16 protein-coding genes are annotated in these 15,977 nt (G+C 73.2%); 10 read left to right on the top strand and 6 right to left on the bottom strand.

Translation table 11 applies throughout. The features are described from left to right. Window positions 1-9: 9 nt before the first annotated feature. Window positions 10-198: a hypothetical protein gene (locus tag ACGFNV_RS18920; protein ID WP_393623817.1), complete on the top strand. Its 189-nt coding sequence runs from the start codon at window positions 10-12 to the stop codon at window positions 196-198. Here the strand turns inward: ACGFNV_RS18920 and ACGFNV_RS18915 are convergent. Together ACGFNV_RS18915 and ACGFNV_RS18910 are read right to left on the bottom strand one after the other, a co-directional pair. Next, the gene (locus ACGFNV_RS18915; RefSeq protein ID WP_393623815.1) at window positions 190-861 is read right to left on the bottom strand and encodes an ABC transporter; all 672 of its coding nucleotides are present in this window, start codon (window positions 859-861) and stop codon (window positions 190-192) included. The two genes, ACGFNV_RS18920 and ACGFNV_RS18915, sit on opposite strands and share 9 nt — an antisense overlap. Further along, window positions 858-1,736, bottom strand: a complete 879-nt coding sequence (locus ACGFNV_RS18910; protein WP_393623814.1) for an ATP-binding cassette domain-containing protein — start codon at window positions 1,734-1,736, stop codon at window positions 858-860. Before ACGFNV_RS18910 ends, ACGFNV_RS18915 begins: the two co-directional genes overlap by 4 nt. Window positions 1,737-1,792: 56 nt before the next feature. On the opposite strand from ACGFNV_RS18910, the gene ACGFNV_RS18905 reads away from it, so the two are divergent. Further along, window positions 1,793-2,488: an aminoacyl-tRNA hydrolase gene (locus ACGFNV_RS18905; RefSeq protein WP_393623813.1), complete on the top strand. Its 696-nt coding sequence runs from the start codon at window positions 1,793-1,795 to the stop codon at window positions 2,486-2,488. An 18-nt stretch (window positions 2,489-2,506) separates the two neighbouring features. Here ACGFNV_RS18905 and ACGFNV_RS18900 read toward each other — a convergent pair whose 3' ends face one another. Next, the gene (locus tag ACGFNV_RS18900; protein WP_393623811.1) at window positions 2,507-3,469 is read right to left on the bottom strand and encodes a YihY/virulence factor BrkB family protein; all 963 of its coding nucleotides are present in this window, start codon (window positions 3,467-3,469) and stop codon (window positions 2,507-2,509) included. A 263-nt stretch (window positions 3,470-3,732) separates the two neighbouring features. Here ACGFNV_RS18900 and ACGFNV_RS18895 point away from each other — a divergent pair, with 263 nt between their 5' ends. The 5 genes from ACGFNV_RS18895 to ACGFNV_RS18875 all read left to right on the top strand — a co-directional run bounded on the left by ACGFNV_RS18895 (window position 3,733) and on the right by ACGFNV_RS18875 (window position 9,735). Continuing rightward, on the top strand, window positions 3,733-4,527 hold the full coding sequence (locus tag ACGFNV_RS18895) for an SAM-dependent methyltransferase (protein WP_393623809.1): 795 nt from the start codon (window positions 3,733-3,735) through the stop codon (window positions 4,525-4,527). 170 nt (window positions 4,528-4,697) lie between these two features. Beyond that, entirely contained in the window at window positions 4,698-6,107 is a 1,410-nt protein-coding gene (locus ACGFNV_RS18890) for a DUF692 domain-containing protein (RefSeq protein WP_393623808.1), read from the top strand. Window positions 6,108-6,361: 254 nt separating this feature from the next. Beyond that, the gene (locus ACGFNV_RS18885; protein WP_393623806.1) at window positions 6,362-7,153 is read left to right on the top strand and encodes a DUF4142 domain-containing protein; all 792 of its coding nucleotides are present in this window, start codon (window positions 6,362-6,364) and stop codon (window positions 7,151-7,153) included. A 91-nt stretch (window positions 7,154-7,244) separates the two neighbouring features. Then, window positions 7,245-8,024, top strand: coding sequence for a TIGR04222 domain-containing membrane protein (locus ACGFNV_RS18880; protein ID WP_393623805.1), 780 nt, complete (start codon window positions 7,245-7,247; stop codon window positions 8,022-8,024). Between the two features lie 124 nt (window positions 8,025-8,148). Beyond that, the gene (locus ACGFNV_RS18875) at window positions 8,149-9,735 is read left to right on the top strand and encodes an alpha/beta hydrolase (RefSeq protein WP_393623803.1); all 1,587 of its coding nucleotides are present in this window, start codon (window positions 8,149-8,151) and stop codon (window positions 9,733-9,735) included. A 75-nt stretch (window positions 9,736-9,810) separates the two neighbouring features. Here ACGFNV_RS18875 and hemQ read toward each other — a convergent pair whose 3' ends face one another. Further along, the gene (hemQ, locus tag ACGFNV_RS18870) at window positions 9,811-10,542 is read right to left on the bottom strand and encodes a hydrogen peroxide-dependent heme synthase (RefSeq protein ID WP_393623801.1); all 732 of its coding nucleotides are present in this window, start codon (window positions 10,540-10,542) and stop codon (window positions 9,811-9,813) included. Window positions 10,543-10,547: 5 nt separating this feature from the next. Continuing rightward, window positions 10,548-12,002 (bottom strand): protoporphyrinogen oxidase, encoded by a 1,455-nt coding sequence (gene hemG, locus ACGFNV_RS18865; protein WP_393623799.1) that lies wholly within the window; start codon window positions 12,000-12,002, stop codon window positions 10,548-10,550. Window positions 12,003-12,171: 169 nt separating this feature from the next. On the opposite strand from hemG, the gene ACGFNV_RS18860 reads away from it, so the two are divergent. Continuing rightward, window positions 12,172-13,203 carry a DUF4349 domain-containing protein gene (locus ACGFNV_RS18860; RefSeq protein WP_393623797.1) on the top strand — a complete coding sequence of 344 codons (1,032 nt, stop codon included), beginning with the start codon at window positions 12,172-12,174 and terminating at the stop codon, window positions 13,201-13,203. Between the two features lie 42 nt (window positions 13,204-13,245). Next, on the top strand, window positions 13,246-14,646 hold the full coding sequence (locus ACGFNV_RS18855; RefSeq protein ID WP_393623795.1) for an FAD-dependent oxidoreductase: 1,401 nt from the start codon (window positions 13,246-13,248) through the stop codon (window positions 14,644-14,646). 78 nt (window positions 14,647-14,724) lie between these two features. Here the strand turns inward: ACGFNV_RS18855 and ACGFNV_RS18850 are convergent, their stop codons facing one another. Continuing rightward, window positions 14,725-15,027, bottom strand: a complete 303-nt coding sequence (locus tag ACGFNV_RS18850) for a hypothetical protein (RefSeq protein ID WP_393623793.1) — start codon at window positions 15,025-15,027, stop codon at window positions 14,725-14,727. A gap of 125 nt (window positions 15,028-15,152) precedes the next feature. Between ACGFNV_RS18850 and ACGFNV_RS18845 the strand changes: the two genes are divergently transcribed. Continuing rightward, window positions 15,153-15,977: a rhomboid family intramembrane serine protease gene (locus ACGFNV_RS18845; RefSeq protein WP_393623791.1), complete on the top strand. Its 825-nt coding sequence runs from the start codon at window positions 15,153-15,155 to the stop codon at window positions 15,975-15,977.

Here is a 15,977-nt window from a genome sequence, read left to right as displayed (position 1 = left end):
GCTGGAGGCATGACCGACGACAGCGACAACTCCTACTGTCTGATCGACGCCAGCAGGCCGCCGAAGGCCGACGGGCCGCCGTACGCGGAGTGTGTGCTGTGCCGGGAGCCGACGGAGTACCCGGAGTCGTACAAGGGGATCACGATGTGCCCCGCGTGCGAGTGGCTGGAGGCGCAGCGCACGGCCTGTTCAGGCTGACCTGCGGGAGGTGAGCGCGCAGGCCGCGGCGCAGGCCGCCATCGCGAGGACGGCGGCCGCGGCCGTAGGCAGCAGGGGCAGCGGGACCGTGCCGGAGCGCGAGCCGGTGACCAGGCCGCTCACCGCCGCCTGCGCCGGGGACCCGGTCACCACCAGCGTCAGCAGGGCCGCGAGCAGCAGCGTCGGGACCGCCCTGCCGGGCGAGCGCAGCACCGGCCACGCGGTGAGCGCGCCGACGGCCGTGCCGAGCAGCGCGCAGGTCAGGGCGGCCAGCAGACCGGCACCGCCGGCTTCGAGGGGCGGGACGCGCCGCTGGTGGTCGGCGCTGACCGGATCGCTGATCCACGTCACCACGAGCGTCGCGGCCACGCCCAGCGCCGCCGACGCGCCGGCCGCCGTCAGCAGGCTCGCCAGGTGCGCCCGCGCCGGTCCGGCCGCCGCGGCGACCAGGGCGCGGGCGGCGGGCGGCTCACCCGTGACGCAGATCCGCACCAGCCAGGCCGCGACGGGCAGGAGGGCGGCGGCCGTGTAGCCCAGCGAGTCCAGCACCGGCTGCCCACTCTGCACACCGATGCCCAGGAACGCCGCGTACAGGATGAACGGCGGCAGCCAGCGCTGCGAGCGGACCAGCAGGGCGGCCTGGTAGCGCAGGAGGGCGGTCATCGGTCGCTCCCCTCGGGGGCGGTGGCGGGTGCCGGGCCGACGCTCACCACGTGCCACGGTGGGCGGGCGGTCAGCAGAGCGCGGAGCACGACGTCCGAGTGGGACGCGGGGACGGTGAGGCGGTGGGTGCCTGGGGCCGGCTCCTCGGCGGCGGTGATCCAACGGACGGCCTCGGCGGGCGGCGGTCCACCGGCCGGCGCCCGCGCCTCGACCCGCACCTGGGGACCCGTCGGCGCGGTGTGCTGTTCCGCTTCCGTACGACGGACGAGGGTGCCCTCGCGCACGGTGTACGTCGCGTCGGGGGCGCCCGCGAGGCGACGTGGATCGTGGTCGACGAACACGACGGCGCCCCCGGCGGCGGTGCGCTCGGCGACCGCCCGTTCGAACTCGGCGCGCGCGTCGTCGTCCAGCCCGGTCCAGGCCTCGTCGAGGACCAGCAGCTCCGGTTCGGCGAACAGGGCCTGGGCCACCGCGACCTTCTGGCTGCTGCCCTTCGAGAGCTGGGACATGGGGGTGCGGGCGTACGCGGTCGCGCCGAACCGCTCCAGCCAGTCGCCCGCGACGCGTTCGGCGGTGGTACGGGCGAGGCCGTGGACCGCGCCCAGGTGGGTGAGGTAGCCGAGGGGGGTGAAGGGGAGGGCGGAGGGGAAGCGCTCGGGGACGTACGCGGTCCTCGGGCGGCCGGTGACACGGCCCTCGGTGGGGGCGTCGATGCGGGCGAGCAGGCGGAGGAGGGTGGATTTGCCGGTCCCGTTCGCGCCTTCCACGCGGGTGAGGGTGCCCGGGCTGACGGTCAGGTCGATGCCGCGTAACACCCAGGGGCCGCGGAGGGCGTATCGGCGGCCCACGTTGTCCAGGCGGAGATCGCGATGCATGAGGTCATCATCTCCTGGCGCGGCTGCGCGTCGGGCCGGTCAAGTACCCTGCGCCCGTGAGTGAGAGTCCCTTCCAGTCCGAAGCCGGTGTCCGCGACGAGGCGCCGCAGTTCGTGTTGCCGCTCGTCGTCCGTATGGAGCGGGACGCGCCGCCCGCCCGAACCGACGCGCTCGAGACCGCGGCCCGTGCCGTACTCGTCATGCTCAGTGACGAGCGGTCGCTCGGTGACGGTGAGTGGGCGCGGGCCATGCGGGACTGGCAGGACGCTCGGATCAGGAAGGTCGTGCGGCGGGCTCGGGGGGCCGAGTGGCGGCGGGCCGAGGCGCTGCCCGGGATCACGGTGACCGGGAAGTCGGCGGAGGTGCGGGTGTTCCCGCCCGTTCCGCTGGACGGCTGGCCGAAGGACCTCGCGCGGCTCCAGGTGTCCGGCACCGACCTCGACGACCCGGAGCCTCCCGTCGACGCGGACCCGAGCGCACCGGTGCTGTGGATGAGCCCGGACCTCGAGATGTCGGCCGGGAAGGCGATGGCGCAGGCCGGGCACGGGGCCCAACTGGCGTGGTGGGAGCTGTCGGAGACGGAGCGGGCGGCCTGGCGGGACGCCGGGTTCCCGCTCGCGGTGCGGACGGCCGATCCGGGGCGGTGGGGTGAACTCACCGGCAGTGGACTGCCGGTGGTGCGGGACGCGGGCTTCACCGAGATCGCGCCGGGCAGTTGCACGGTGGCCGCGGACCATCCGGCGCTGCGGTAGGGCAGTTGCACGGCCTCTTCAGGGACCCGGCCCGGGGTCCGGCTCGACCGCGGAGGTCAGGCCGGCCCGGGCCGCCTCCAGTTGCGCGGCGAAGGCGATGCCGAGGAAGAGCGCCACGCCCGTGAGGTTGGCCCACAGCAGGAGGGCGACGAAGGCGGTGAGCGGCCCGTACACGGCTCCGAAGGATCCGCTCTTGGCGACGTAGAGCGTCAGCAGCCAGGTGGTGCCGACCCACAGCACCAGGTGGACGGCGGAGCCGAACGCGAGCCAGGTGTAACCGGGTTGGTCCCGGCGCGGCGACCAGCGGAAGATGACGGCGGAGGCGACCCAGGCGAGGGCCGCGCCCACCGGGATCCGCAGGGCACCCCACCACGCCGGGGCGTCGGCCCAGCCGAAGGCCTCGGCGGTCGAGCGGCCGACGGCCTCGCCCGCGACCAGGACGAGGAACCCCAGGACCATGGGAACCCCCGCGGCGAACGCGAGAAGCAGGGCACGGCCGTACTTCAGCGGGAAGGGCCTGTCCCGTTCGATGCCGTAGATCCGGTTGGCGCCCCGTTCCACCTGGCCCATGGCCGAGGCCAGGTTGAGGACCGAGAAGGCGAGACCGAGCCACAGCGCGACGGTGCTCCAGACGTCGGAGTGGGCGGTGCGCCGCGTGCCGCGCAGCGCCTCCTCGACCACGTCCGAGCTGGCGCCCGGCACGATCCTGCCCAGGGTCAGCTCGATGATCCGCCCGACGCTCTCGGTGTGCGCGGCGGTGGCGACGCCGACGAGGGCGATGGTGAACGGCACCATGCCGAGCACGATCTGGAAGCCGAGGGCGCGCGCGTTGGTGAAGCCGTCCGCGTAGCGGAACCGCGAGAACGCGTCGACCAGCAGCCGCACTCCCCCGTAGCGCCGCAGCGCGGTGAGGGCTTCGTCGCCGGAGAGCTCTTCCCCGATCATGTCCCGCGTCTGCGGAACGTGTACGGCCGTCCCCATGGTCTGCGTCTCTCCCGCGTGTCAGGCCGGCGGCGAGCGTGCCCGCCGGGGGCATCCGCCGGTCGCGGGTCCCGGCATACCGTGTCCCCGGCCGCACACGATTCAGGCTTTCGGCGCGCCGTACCGCCACCACCCGCCTGGCCCCACCGTGTCTGGTGCGTCTCAGCTGCGGGGGTCGCGGGGCGGGCTCGAAGATCATGGGGCTACGGTGAGAGCGGCAACGCACTGACCACGCAGGGCCGTTCCGCTTCTCGGGAGTCGTCATGTCACTGGACCGACCACTGATCAACAGCCATGTGCCGCACTCGGCGCGCATCTGGAACTACTGGCTGGGCGGGAAGGACTGTTACGAGATCGACCGTCAGGTCGGCGACCAGATACGCGAGTTGAACCCGGAGATCGTCGACATCGCGCGCGCCCAGCGGGCGTTCCTCAAGCGCGCGGTCACGCACATGGCGACGGAGGCCGGGATCCGGCAGTTCCTCGACGTCGGCACCGGCCTGCCCACGCTCGACAACACGCACGAGGTCGCGCAGGGCATCGCCCCGGAGGCGCGGATCGTGTACGTGGACCACGACCCGGTGGTGCTGCAGCACGCCCACACCCTGCTCACCAGCACGTCCGAGGGCGCCACCGCCTACATCGACGCCGACCTGCGTGAACCGGAGGCGATCCTGCGCGCCGCCGGGGACACCCTGGACTTCGGCCGGCCCGTCGCGCTCATGCTGCTGGGCATCGCCGCCCACGTGCCCGACGAGATCGCGTACGCGGCCGTCGGGCACCTCAAGGACGCCCTGCCCGCGGGGAGTTACCTGGTGTTCTGCGACAGCACGGAGGTGTTCCACCCGGCGGAGATGCGGGCGATGGTGGAGCGCTGGAACGAGGCGAGCGACAACCCGCGCGTCAACCGCACCCCCGAGCAACTGGCCAGGTTCTTCGACGGTTTCGAGCTGTTGGAGCCTGGGCTCGTCCCGGTCGCGGAGTGGCGTGCCGAGCCGGGCGCCGCGGGCGGGCGTCGGGACGTGGACAGCTTCGGCGGGGTCGCCCGCAAGATCTGACACCGCCGCCCGACATTTGTGTTCCCTTTGAACACCGGGGGCCTGCCGTGCGTATCTGCGGGCAGCTGCTGAAGCCGTCGGCCGAACCTCAAATGTTGCTCTGAAGGTTCCGGGCCGGCGGTTCGGTCCCGGTCGGCGGGGCCATACCCCCGTCACAGAGGGAGGGGACCATGATGCGACTGGGGACGGGAATCGGCTGGCGGCCGGAGATCGCGGACGCCGTGGAGCGGATGCCGGGCATCGACTGGGTCGAGGTCGTGGCGGAGAACGTGTGCCCGGGCCACCTCCCCGACTCGCTGCTGCGGCTGCGCGAGCGCGGGGTGACCGTGGTTCCGCACGGTGTCGCGCTCGGCCTCGGCGGTGCGGAGCGGCCCGAGACGGGCCGGCTGACCGCGCTCGCGGAGCGGGTGGAGGCGCTGGGTTCGCCGCTGGTCACCGAGCACATCGCGTTCGTACGGGCGGGCGGCCCGCTGACCGCGTCCCCGCGCCTCGAGGCCGGCCACCTGCTGCCCGTGCCGCGCACCCGGGACGCCCTCGACGTGCTGTGCGAGAACGTCCGGATCGCGCAGGACGCGCTGCCGGTGCCGCTCGCCGTCGAGAACATCGCGGCGCTGATCTCCTGGCCGGGCGAGGAGATGACCGAGGGGCAGTTCCTGTACGAGCTGGCGGACCGCACGGGGGTGCGGCTGCTGATCGACGTCGCGAACCTCCACACCAACCACGTCAACCGCGCGGAGGACCCCGCCAAGGCGCTCGCCGAGCTTCCCCTGGAGGCCATCGCCTACGTCCACGTCGCCGGCGGCTTCGAACGCGACGGCGTCTGGCACGACAGCCACGCCCACCCCGTCCCCCGGCCCGTCCTCGACATCCTCACCGACCTCGCCTCCCGCGTCTCCCCACCGGGCGTCCTCCTGGAACGCGACGAGAACTTCCCCGAGCCGCCGGAACTGGAGCGGGAGCTGGCAGCCGTACGGGAGGCGGTGACCAGAGGCCGGACCGAGGCGGAGCAGGCCGGAGCGACGGAGACGGTGACCGTGGCCGTGCCCGTGCCCGCGTCGGAGGGTGAGCCCGCCCGGACACCACAACGGCCCGACGACCACTCGGGCGCGGAAGACGGGGAGCACACCGACCGCCCGGACCCGGCAGATTCGCCGCGTGCCACCGATCCCGCCCGCCAGCGGCTGGCTCTCGCGCAGGCCGCGCTGCTGTCGGCTCTCGTCGCCGGGACGCCCGTGCCGGAGGGGTTCGATCGGGTGCGGCTGGGGGTGCAGGCGCGGGCGCTGGCGGGGAAGCGGGCGGATGTGGTGGCGAAGGTGGCGCCGGAGTTGCCGGAGATCCTGGGGGACCGGTATCGGCCGACTTTCCTGGCGTACGCCCACCGGCACGCGATGACCGGCGGCTACCGGCAGGACGCCCTGGACTTCGCCGAGCGGACGCTGCGCGACGGGCGGCTGCCGGAGGGAAGGGCGCTGCGGGAGCTGCGGGAGTGGTGGCTGGAGCGGTCGGGGCCGGCGCCGCACTCGCCGCGGCCTGCGGCCCGGTTCGCCCGGGCCACCCGGCGGGTGCTGCTGCGGAGGTGAACGGGCGCGTCCACGCGTCGTCCGTTCACCGTGCGGTGTGCTCGGGTTAACACGACGGCCATTTCAGGCAGGAACAGCATCCGGTTCGGCCGCATTGACCCCCGTTTGCCACCCACACCCGCTCCCCCGTTCGCCGCGAATGCCCCTCGAAGCAACGCTTCGCCCTGGTACGGAAGTTGGCGTGAACCCCGCAGTAATATGCCAACCCCGCACCCGAAGCGCACTAGCGTGCCGTGCCGCGAGCAGGAGGCACCATGCGACCCCGACCCCCCGTCAAAGGCCGAGGCATATTCAGTGGCACCGGACTCATCATCGCCGGGATGGCGGCGACCGTCGCCGCGTTGGCGTTCCCCCTGTGGTCGTACAGCGACCGCCCGGGCACCGATGTCGGCGTACTGAACGCGGAGACCGTGGCGACGCAGTACGGGCCGCTGTCCGCGTTGGACCAGGACTTCATCACCAAGGTCCGGCTGGCGGGCCTGTGGGAGCTGCCGGCCGGTCAGCAGGCGCAGCAGAAGGGCACGACCGAGGCCGTACGCACCGCGGGAGCGCACCTCGTCGAGGGGCACACCTTCCTGGACGAGCGGGTGCGCAACGTCGCCTCCCGGCTCGGCATCACCCTGCCCAACGAGCCCAATGAGCAGCAGCAGGGCTGGCTGCGGGAGCTCGACACGGCGCAGGGCGCGGACTACGACCGCAGGTTCGCCAACATCCTGCGGCTGGCCCACGGCCGGGTGTTCTCCCTCGTCGCCCAGGTCCGGGCCGGCACGCAGAACTCGCTGGTGCGCGACCTGGCCGACGACGCCAACACGACCGTGCTGGACCACATCAAGGTCCTCGAGGCCACCGGGTACGTCGACTTCGACGCCCTGGCCCGGGACCTGGCGGCGACGAGCACGCCGACGGCCACCGACTCCCCCACCCCGACCGGTCTCGACTTCGGCCCGAACCCCGGCGAGGTGGTTCCGGTCACGCCGGCACCGGCCGGGTCCGCGCCGCCCACGTACACGCTTCCGCCCGCGGCGACGGGCCCCTCGCTGAGCTGACCGCCATGCGGAACGTCACATACCGACAACACTCCGTCCGGATGGTGAACAAGGCATGGCGTCGCGTGGGCCGTTGGCATAGAAACACGGCATGTTCTGGGTCCTTCTTCTGCTGTTGTCCTGGGGCGTCGCCGGAACGGCGTGCACCCGGCTGTGCCTGGCCGCCGTACGTGCGGCGGCCGTCGACGAGGACGCGGCCCGGGCACACGATCTGACGCTGTACGAGGCGGCGTTCCTGTCCGGCGGCCCGGACCGGGTCGCCGACCTGACGCTGGTGTCCATGGCGCGGCAGCGCAGGCTGCTGCTCGCCCACACCGGGTGGGCGACCGTCGTGGACCCGCGCGGGCGGGACGACATGGAGCGGTCCGTCATCGGGGCCATCGGACCGGAGGGGCAGTCCCGCATCGCCCCGGTGCGGGCCGCCGCGGCCGCCGCCGACGCGGTGCGCGGCATCGCCGACCGGCTCGTCAGCGCGGGCCTCGCCGTGCCCGACGGGGCGCGTACGACGGTCGCGGCGGGGGTACGTCAGGTGCGGCTCGCGGCGGGGGTCGTCCTCGCGCTCGGCGTGGCCGCCCTGCTGGCGCCCGTTCCCTCGGACATGCCGCGCGACCTGGTCGCCCTCTGGTTCGCGCTGCCCCTCGCGCTCACCCTGAGCTGCCTGGCGATCGCGCGGGTCGAGGTCCACCCGTACTCGCGCTGGGCCTCACCGGCCGGGCAGCGGCTGCTGGGCGCGCTGACGCGACGCACCCGGGGCGGCGGGGACGACCGTACGTTCCTGACCTCCGTCGCCGTACGAGGGGTCCGCGCGATCGGTGAGCCGAACCTCCGGGCGGCCTTCGCGCACCGCGAGTACCACGAGCCGCGCGACTGACGCACCGCGTGCCCCGGGGGCGCACAGGGGGCATTGGCACCGACACCCCCGGACGGTGCTTGCCTTCCCCCACGGTCGAACCAAGCATCCCTTCTGTCGCCGCCGTGCATCGAAGGGATACGCGATGAGAGCTGCCGCCCTCTACTCGGCCGCCGGGTCCTTGCTCCTGACCACCCTCACCGCCGCCCCCGCGGGCGGCGCACCCGGCGTCCCCGGCGCGGCGGCCGAGCGGCACGGCACCGCGGTGGCCGCCGCGCGCGCAGAGAAGGCGGGGATCGACTTCGGGAAGTGCGCCGAGGACGTCGAGGAGCTGGACGCGCCGGGCACCCTGGAGTGCGGCACGGTGACCGTCCCGCTCGACTACGCGGCCCCGGACGGTCCGCAGATCAGACTCACGGTCAGCCGGGCCCGGGCGACCCACCGCGACCCGCGCAACAGCAAACGCCGCGTGCCCCGGCAGGGCGCCCTCGTGTACAACCCGGGCGGGCCCGGCGCGTCCGGCCTGCACTTCCCGCTGGTCGGCCTGCTGCCGCAGTGGAAGCGCCTCGCGGCCGCGTACGACCTGGTCGGCTACGCCCCGCGCGGAGTGGGCCACTCCGCGCCCCTGTCCTGCCAGGACCCCCAGCACTTCTTCAACGGCCCCGCACCGGCGCCCACATTCCCCTCGGAGGCGTACAAGCGGGAGCGCGTCGAGCAGGCGAAGGCGTACGCGCGCGGCTGCGCGGAGCGGACGGGCGGCGCCCTGCCGCACTACAACTCCCTCAACAACGCCCGTGACCTCGACGTGCTGCGCGCCGCACTCGGGGAGGACCGGCTGACGTTCATGGGGGCGTCGTACGGCACCTACTTCGGGGCGCTGTACGCGGCGTTGTTCCCCTCACATGTGCGGCGGATGGTGTTCGACTCGGCGGTGAACCCGGACCCCGCGCGGGTCTGGTACGGCAACAACCTCGACCAGTCGGCCGCGTTCGAGGGCCGCTGGGCGGACTTCCGGGAGTGGGTCGCGCGGCACGACGCCGTGTACGGGCTGGGCGACACCCCCGAGGAGGTGCGGCTCAGCTACGAGCGGGCGCGGACGCGGCTCGCCGGGAAACCGGCGGGCGGGAAGGTCGGGCCCCGGCAGTTGCAGGGCGCGTTCCTCCAGGCCGGGTACTACGACGTCTACTGGCCGCAGCGCGCGCAGGCCCTGTCGGCGTATCTGAAGGGCGACCCGAAGCCGTTGATCGAGCAGGCCGGACCGGTCACCGAGGCGGCGGCCGAGGCGGAGAACGCCAAAGCGGTCTACACGGCAGTGGAGTGCAATGACGCGCCCTGGCCGACGGACTTCACCGTCTGGGACCGCGACAACACACGGCTCGCGCGGGTGGCGCCGTTCGAGACGTGGGACAACGTGTGGGCCAACCTGCCGTGCGCGTACTGGCCGGCGCCCCGGCAGAAGCCGCTCGACGTGCGGACCGGGCCGGGTGAGGTGCCGCCCACGCTGATTCTGGCAGCGGAGCGGGACGCGGCGACGCCGTACGCGGGGGCGGTGGAGTTGCAGCGGCGGCTGTCGGGGGCGGTGCTGGTCACGGAGCGGGATGCGGGGACGCACGGGGTGGCGGGTGGGCCGAACGCGTGCGTCAACGGGCACGTCGAGGCGTATCTGTTGGAGGGGCGGCTTCCGGCTCGGCACGCCGCGTGCGCGGGGCGCTCCGCGCCAAGAGCCGGGTGACCATCGGGCGAGCGGTCATGGAACTGCGGGACCGGCCGTGGCTGGTCCCGCAGTTCCCCGCGCCCCTAGGGTGCTTTACGCCAGGCCCGCTACCAGGTCGGCAACCGACTTCCTGCGGCCCGTGTAGAACGGGACCTCCTCGCGGACGTGCATGCGGGCCTCGGAGGCGCGGAGGTGGCGCATGAGGTCGACGATGCGGTAGAGCTCGTCGGCCTCGAAGGCGAGGATCCACTCGTAGTCGCCGAGGGAGAAGGAGGCGACGGTGTTGGCGCGCACGTCGGGGTAGCCGCGGGCCATCTTGCCGTGGTCGGCGAGCATGCGGCGGCGGTCCTCGTCGGGGAGGAGGTACCAGTCGTAGGAGCGCACGAAGGGGTAGACGCTGACGTAGTCGCGGGGCGTCTCGTCGGCGAGGAACGCCGGGATGTGCGAGCGGTTGAACTCGGCGGGGCGGTGCAGCGCCATGTTGGACCAGACGGGCGTGAGCGCGCGGCCCAGCTTGGTGCGGCGGAAGAGGTTGTACGCCTCCTGGAGCTGGTCGCTGGTCTCGGCGTGCCACCAGATCATGAGGTCGGCGTCGGCGCGCAGACCGGACACGTCGTAGGTGCCGCGGATCGTCACGTCCTTGGCGGCGAGCTGGTCGAACAGCTCCTGGACCTCGTCGGCGTAACCGGCGCGGTCCTCGGGCAGGGCGTCCTTCAGCTTGAAGACGGACCACAGCGTGTAGCGGATGACCTCGTTGAGGTCCTTGGCCAGCTTGCCCTTGTTCGGGATCCTGCCGGGCTCGGTGGTGGGGGCGTCGTCGCTCATGGTTCTCATTCTCCCGCTCCGCCGTGCAGGCTCTGCACCGGGTTGGTGGTGAGGTCCTCCACACCGCCCAGGTCACCGTGGATCTGGTCCACGGCCGCGTAGGCGCTCGCGATGCATCCCGGGATGCCGACACCGTCGTACTGCGCGCCGCACACGGCCAGGCCGGGGAGCTTGGCGATGTGCTCGCGGACGCGGGCCACGCGCGCGTGGTGGCCGACGGGGTACTGGGGGAGGCCGTCGGTCCAGCGGACGACGCGGGTCTGAAGCGGTGCCGCGTCCAGACCGGTCGCCTCGCGCAGGTCGTGGCGGGAGACGGCGACGAGGTCGGCGTCGTCTCGCTGGAGGATCTCCGTCTCGCCGTGGCGCCCGACGGAGGTGCGCAGGACCAGCACGTCCGGGTTCTCGTCGGCGATCCAGCCCCACTTCTGGGAGGCGAAGGTCGACGCCTTGATGGTGTGCCCGTCGACGGGCGGGACGAGGAAGCCGCTGCCTTCGGGGAGGCGGACGTCGGCGCGTCGGTAGGCGAGGGTGACCAGGGCCATCGAGGCGTACTCGACGGCGGACAGCTCGGCCGCGGCGGCCGGGGCCTCGGCGCGCAGGAGTGCCGCGGCGGCCGGGGCGGGTACGGCGACCACGACGGCGTCGGCGTGCAGGACGCGGTCCCCCGCGACGATCCGCCAGCCCGCGGAGGGCTCCCGGCGCAGCTCGGTCACCGGGGTGCCGGTGAGGATCTCGCCGCCGCGCGCGCGGACCGACTCCGCCACCGCGAGCGGCAGCCGGCCCACGCCTCCCTCGATGCCCATGAACACGGGACCGGTCTGCTGGTTGGCGGCCGCCTTGGCCTGGATCTCCCGGACCGCCTGGGTGAGGGAGGTGTGGGTGCGGGCGGCCTGGTAGAGCTGGGGAACGGCCGAGCGCATCGAGATGCGGTACGCGTCCCCCGCGTAGACACCGCCGAGCAGGGGTTCCACGAGCCGGTCGACGACCTCGCGGCCCAGCCGCGCCGCCACGTACTCCCCCACCGCCACGTCGTCGCCGACCTCCGTGCGGGGCAGGTCGGCGTCGCGTTCGATGCGGGCGAGGCCCTCGTCGGAGAGGACGCCGGCCAGGGCGGCGGCGGTGCCGGGGACACCCATGACGTGGCCCTTGGGCATGGGCCGCAGGGCGCCGCGGGTCCAGATCGAGGCGGTGGCCGTGGCCGGTGGCTGGAGGGCGGCGTCGAGGCCCACCTCACGCGCGAGGGCGACGGCCTCGGGGCGGCGGGCCAGCATCGACTCGGCGCCCAGGTCCACGCGGACGCCCGCGATCTCGCCGGGCAGAAGCTTGCCGCCGACCCGGTCGGACGCCTCCAGGACGGTCACACGCGTGCCGTGGCCCAGCAGGCGGTGCGCGGCGGCCAGGCCCGCCACACCGGCTCCGATGACGACGACATGCCCCGTGCCCGCACCCGTTGCGCTCATGCCTCCCACTCTCTCAGACCGCACTGACAGCCCTTCGGCGCCCCGGACTTCCGCACGAGTCCCGCACGAGTCCCGACCGTGACCGCATCGGGACCGTTTCCTCCCAACGTCCCGGGCCGTCCCGGCGTCGAAGGAGCGTCAGTCGTCACGACCCTCGGGGGTACGCCAGATGCGCACACGACGTTCCGTACGGCCCGGCCAGGCCCTGGCCGGGCTCCTGCTCGCCACCGCTCTCGCGCTCACCGGGTGCAGCGGCGCGGACGACACCGGATCCTCCAGCACCGCCGCCGACGACCGGGGGGCCGCCGCCGAGCCCGCCGCTCCGCAGGGTGCCGGGGCCGCCGCCGCGGGCGGTGAGAAGGCGGCGGACGGACGGGCCGACGGCACGAAGCCCGGCAGCGCCACCACGCCGCCCAAGCTCACCGCCAACCGGATCATCCGCACCGCCTCACTGACCGTGCAGGTCAAGGACGTGCCCAAGGCCCTGGACCGGGCCCGCACCACCACCGAGGACGCGGGCGGCTACATCGGTGACGAGACCACCACCCGCGACGAGGAGGGCGCCGAGCACACGCGCGTGGTGCTGCGCGTGCCCAGCGAGAAGTACGACGAGGTCCTCGCCGACCTCCAGGGCGCGGGCAAGCTCCTCGACCGCACCGCGAAGGCACAGGACGTCACCGACCAGGTCGTCGACGTGGAGAGCCGCATCACCTCGCAGCGGGCCAGCGTGGCCCGGGTGCGCGAGCTGATGGACCGGGCCACCCGGCTCAGCGATGTCGTGGAGCTGGAGGGCGAGTTGAGCCGTCGTCAGTCCGACCTCGAGGCGCTGCTCGCCCAGCAGGCCTCCCTGAAGGACCGCACGAGCATGGCCACCATCACGCTCTCCCTGTCGGAGAAGCCGGTGGAGAAGGCCGCCGAGGACGACGACCCCGGGTTCGTGGACGCGGTGGCCGGCGGCTGGGACGCGTTCCTCACCATGTTGAGCTGGATCGCGATGACGCTCGGCGCGGTCCTGCCGTTCGCCGCGCTGGCGGCAATGATCCTCGTGGTGTGGCTGCGCCTGGTACGGCCCCGGCGCTCCCCGCGTCCGGCCGCCGCGTCCGCGGCGAGCACCGTCGGCCCGCTGCCCCAGGCCCGGCCCGCGCCGCAGCCCACGCGCGCGGAGGAGGGCGGAGGCGAGCGGGGAGGCGAACGGGACTGAAATGCCCCGGCCCCGTAGCGTGTTCGCATGAGCATGAGTCGCATGAGTCGGGTGAACCGTGGGGGCGCCGGGGTGGAACGACTGGTCGTGATCGGCGGTGACGCCGCGGGCATGTCCGCGGCGTCGCAGGCCCGCCGGATGAAGGGCCCCGACGAGCTGGAGATCGTGGCCTTCGAACGCGGTCACTTCTCCTCGTACTCCGCGTGCGGCATCCCGTACTGGGTGGGCGGTGACGTCCCCGAACGGGACCGGCTGATCGCCCGCACCCCGGAGGAGCACCGGGCGCGCGACATCGACCTGCGCATGCGCACGGAGGTCGTGGAGATCGACGTGGCCGGGCGGCGCGTACGCGCGCGTGACCTCGATTCCGGGACAGAGTCCTGGACGTCGTACGACAAGCTCGTCATCGCGACGGGCGCCCGCCCGATCCGCCCGGACCTGCCCGGTATGGACGCGGCCGGTGTGCACGGGGTGCAGACCCTCGACGACGGGCAGGCGCTTCTCGACACGCTGACACACGCGCGTGGCCGACGGGCGGTCGTGGTGGGCGCGGGCTACATCGGCGTGGAGATGGCCGAGGCGCTGATCAACCGCGGCTACGAGGTGACGGTCGTCAACCGGGGCAGCGAGCCGATGTCCACCCTCGACCCGGACATGGGCCGCCTGGTTCACGAGGCCATGGAGGGTCTGGGCATCACCATGGTCGACGACTCGGCGGTCACCAAGCTGCTCACCGGCGAGGACGGCCGGGTGCGGGCCGTGGCCACCGAGGACGCCGAATACCCGGCCGACGTCGTCGTGCTCGGCATCGGCGTCCGCCCCGAGACCACGCTCGCCAAGGCCGCGGGCCTGCCCCTCGGTACCCACGGCGGCCTTCTCACCGACCTGTCGATGCGGGTACGCGGCCATGAGGACATATGGGCCGGCGGCGACTGCGTCGAGGTCCTCGACCTGGTCTCCGGCCAGGAGCGCCACATCCCCCTCGGCACCCACGCCAACAAGCACGGCCAGGTCATCGGCACCAACGTCGGCGGCGGCTACGCCACCTTCCCCGGCGTCGTCGGCACCGCCGTGAGCAAGGTCTGCGACCTCGAGATCGCCCGCACCGGCCTCCGCGAGAAGGACGCCCGCCGCGTCGGCCTCCAGTTCGCGTCAGTCACCATCGAGTCCACCAGCCGCGCCGGTTACTACCCCAACGCCTCCCCCATGACCGTGAAAATGCTCGCCGAACGCCGCACGGGCCGCCTCCTCGGCGTCCAGATCGTCGGCAGAGAGGGCGCGGGCAAGCGAGTCGACATCGCGGCGGTCGCCCTCACGGCCGGAATGACGGTGGAGCAGATGACGGCCCTGGACCTCGGCTACGCCCCACCGTTCTCCCCGGTGTGGGACCCGGTACTGGTAGCCGCCCGCAAGGCTGCGAAGGCAGTAGGACAGCACACCTAGGGGCGCGGGGCTGTGACATGGTGCGGCTCCGCCGCGGGGGCGGGACAAGCCACAGCGAACCCGCACCCCGCAGCCGGTCTAAGCCGTCCCGGTGAGCCGCGGCAAAGAGGTCACCGAAGGACTACTCGCAGCCGTCGGCGCAGCAGCAGGCTGCTCCCCCGACCCCCCGGAGGGCCGCGCATGCGCCGCCGCGGCCCGAGCCGACCGCAGCCGGTGACTGACAGCTTCATCCAACGTCACCGGCCGCTGCATCTGCGAAGCAAGCCGCCCCGCCTCCTGGCCGAGCCGCGCGACGTCCTCCCAGGGCAGCCGCACCACCAGCGAGAGCTCTGCCTCACCGTCCGGCAGGGCGTGCATCGGAGGAGTAACTCGGTCGTTCATCGCCTGTTCCTCACGTCGTCCCCGCGACACGCCTTCCCCGCGTCGCAGGCGGTTGCCGACTCATACGCACGCCCGGACAGCCGCGTTCACCGATTCGGCCCGCGCATCCCGGGCACAAGTTCCTTGTGGTCATCCCCGTCCATGACGTGAACCCGGTGCGGCGCACCCCCTGGGTGACGTACACACTGATCGCCGCGAACGTGCTGGTCTTCCTGACCATGCCCGGCCTCGCCGGTTCCACGGCGGGCGACAGCAGCCTGGCCCAGCTGTGCCATCTCCAGGCGTTCCTGGACCATTACGCGGCGGTGCCGCAGGAGTTGATCCACCACCAGATGCCGCGGGCGGTGCCCACGGGCGAGGTGGCGGTCGGCTCCCACGGCCCCGGCTGCGTGGTCGGCGCCCCGGACTACGCCAAGTCGCCGCCGCTGAGCGTCCTGACGGCGATGTTCCTGCACGGCGGCTGGCCGCACCTGCTGGGCAACATGCTGTTCCTGCTGATCTTCGGCAACAACATCGAGGACCGCATGGGGCACATCCGCTTCGCGCTGTTCTACGGCGCCTGCGGCTACGCGGCGACGTACGGCTTCGCGCTCTTCAACGACGACTCGACGGCCCCGCTGATCGGCGCGTCCGGGGCGATCGCCGGGGTGCTGGGCGCCTACCTGGTGCTGTATCCGAAGGCCAGGGTGTGGGTGCTGGTGCCGTTCCTGATCTTCCTGCCACTGCGGCTGCCGGCCTGGCTGGTGCTGGGCTTCTGGTTCGTCCTCCAGGCGGTGTACTCCTCCGGTGAGGGCGTCTCCGCCGCCGGCACCGTGGCGTACGCGGCACACATCGTCGGGTTCCTGGCCGGCATGCTGCTCGCCTGGCCACTGCGCCCGGGCACTCCCCCGCCGCCGGAACCGCGCGGCCTGCTGTTCGGCAGGCGGGCGAGGCCCCGGCACACGTGGTGA

The sequence above is a fragment of the Streptomyces sp. NPDC048751 genome (assembly GCF_043198595.1).
GTDB lineage: Bacteria > Actinomycetota > Actinomycetes > Streptomycetales > Streptomycetaceae > Streptomyces.
Note: the sequence above shows the minus strand (reverse complement) of the source record. Positions and strands in the feature narration are given on the sequence as shown.